This window comes from Pseudomonas sp. (assembly GCF_050739995.1).
GTDB lineage: Bacteria > Pseudomonadota > Gammaproteobacteria > Pseudomonadales > Pseudomonadaceae > Aquipseudomonas.
Genome location: NZ_JBOICG010000076.1, coordinates 1 through 2,054, shown reverse-complemented (window position 1 = coordinate 2,054; position 2,054 = coordinate 1). Strand labels below are relative to the sequence as shown.

Here is a 2,054-nt window from a genome sequence, read left to right as displayed (position 1 = left end):
GGGAGCTGGCTTGCCTGCGATAGCGGCCTGACTGACAACAGAAGTGTTGAGGTAAACATGAACAACTGGATCAGCGCCCTCGCCGACCTGCAGAACCAGGGTGAACCCTGCGTGCTGGTCACCATCATCGAAGAGCTCGGCTCTACGCCGCGCAATGCCGGCTCGAAGATGGTCATCAGTGCGGCCCAGGCCTTCGACACCATCGGTGGCGGGCACCTGGAATACAAGGCAATGCAGATTGCCCGGGACATGCTTGTGCGTGGCCAGCAGAACACCCATCTGGAGCGCTTCAGCCTGGGCGCGAGCCTGGGCCAGTGCTGCGGCGGTGTGACCGTGCTGCTGTTTGAACCCATGGGCCAGGTGCAGGCGCAGATCGCCGTGTTTGGCGCCGGACACGTGGGCCGTGCGCTGGTGCCGCTGCTGGCAAGCTTGCCGTGCCGGGTGCGCTGGATCGACTCGCGTGACCAGGAGTTTCCGGAACATATTCCTCAAGGCGTGCGTAAAATCGTCAGCGAAGAGCCAGTCGACGAAATTGCCGACTTGCCTGTAGGCAGTTACTGCATCGTCATGACCCACAACCATGCGCTGGACCTGGAGCTGGCGGCAGCCCTGCTCAAGCGTAATGACTTCACCTATTTCGGCCTGATCGGCTCGAAGACCAAACGGGTCAAATTCGAACACCGCCTGCGTGATCGTGGCTTCGATGCCTCCCAATTGCAGCGTATGCGCTGCCCCATGGGCCTCACCGAGGTGAAAGGCAAATTGCCGGTGGAGATCGCCATCTCCATCGCCGGCGAAATCATTGCTACCTACAACGCCAATTTCGGCCAGCACACCGCCAGCGCCGACCCCATTGCCAGACTGCTGCCGGCTTCACGTCGCAGCCAAGCCATTACTTCTTTTGCCAAGAATTGAGATCACCATGCCTTTGACTCGCAAAGCCTACCGTGCCGCCATTCTCCACAGCATCGCCGACCCCGCTGAAGTGGGTATCGAAGCCTCCTATGAGTATTTCGAAGACGGCCTGCTGGTCATCGAAAACGGCCAGATCAGTGCGCTCGGCCATGCCGGTGACTTGCTGCCGACGCTGCCCGCCGACGTCGAAATCACCCACTACCAGGACGCGCTGATCACCCCCGGCCTGATCGACACCCACATCCACCTGCCACAAACCGGCATGGTCGGTGCCTATGGCGAGCAGTTGCTGGATTGGCTCAACACCTACACCTTCCCCTGCGAAAGCCAATTCGCCGACAAGGCTCACGCCGAAGAAGTCGCGGACATTTTCATCAAGGAGTTGCTGCGCAACGGCACCACCACCGCACTGGTATTTGGCAGCGTGCATCCGCAGTCGGTGAACGCATTCTTTGAAGCCGCCGAGAAACTCGACCTGCGCATGATCGCCGGCAAGGTGATGATGGACCGCAATGCGCCGGACTACCTGACCGACACCGCCGAATCCGGCTACGAGGAAAGCAAGGCGCTGATCGAACGCTGGCACGGCAAGGGCCGCCTGCACTATGCGGTCACACCGCGCTTCGCGCCGACCAGCACGCCTGAACAATTGACGCTGGCCGGTCAACTGCTGCGCGAATACCCAGACCTGTACATGCAGACCCACATCAGTGAGAACAAGCAGGAAATCGAGTGGGTGAAGGCGCTGTTCCCGGAGCGCAACGGCTACCTGGACGTGTACGACCACTACAAACTGCTGGGTGAGCGCTCTGTGTTTGCCCATGGCGTGCATCTGTGTGATGACGAGTGCGCGCGGCTGGCCGAGACCGGCTCGGCGGTCGCGTTCTGCCCGACGTCGAACTTCTTCCTCGGCAGTGGTTTGTTCAACCTGCCCATGGCCGAGAAGCACAAGTTGAATGTGGGCCTGGGCACCGACGTGGGCGGCGGCACCAGCTTCTCGCTGCTGCAAACCTTGAACGAAGCCTACAAGGTCATGCAGTTGCAGGGCGCACGATTGAGCCCGTTCAAGTCACTGTACCTGGCGACCCTGGGTGGCGCGCGGGCGCTGCGATTGGAAGACAAGATCGGCACATTGCAGC

General features: G+C 60.8%; 2 protein-coding genes. Both read left to right on the top strand.

Annotation, left to right across the window (positions count from 1 at the left end):
- Positions 1–57 precede the first annotated feature (57 nt).
- A complete protein-coding gene (xdhC, locus tag ACRESD_RS02595) occupies positions 58–915 on the top strand; it encodes a xanthine dehydrogenase accessory protein XdhC (RefSeq protein ID WP_431749494.1) in 858 nt (285 codons plus the stop codon).
- 7 nt (positions 916–922) lie between these two features.
- Positions 923–2,054, top strand: a 1,132-nt coding sequence (gene guaD, locus ACRESD_RS02590; protein ID WP_431749493.1) for a guanine deaminase, incomplete at its 3' end; no start/stop codon positions are given.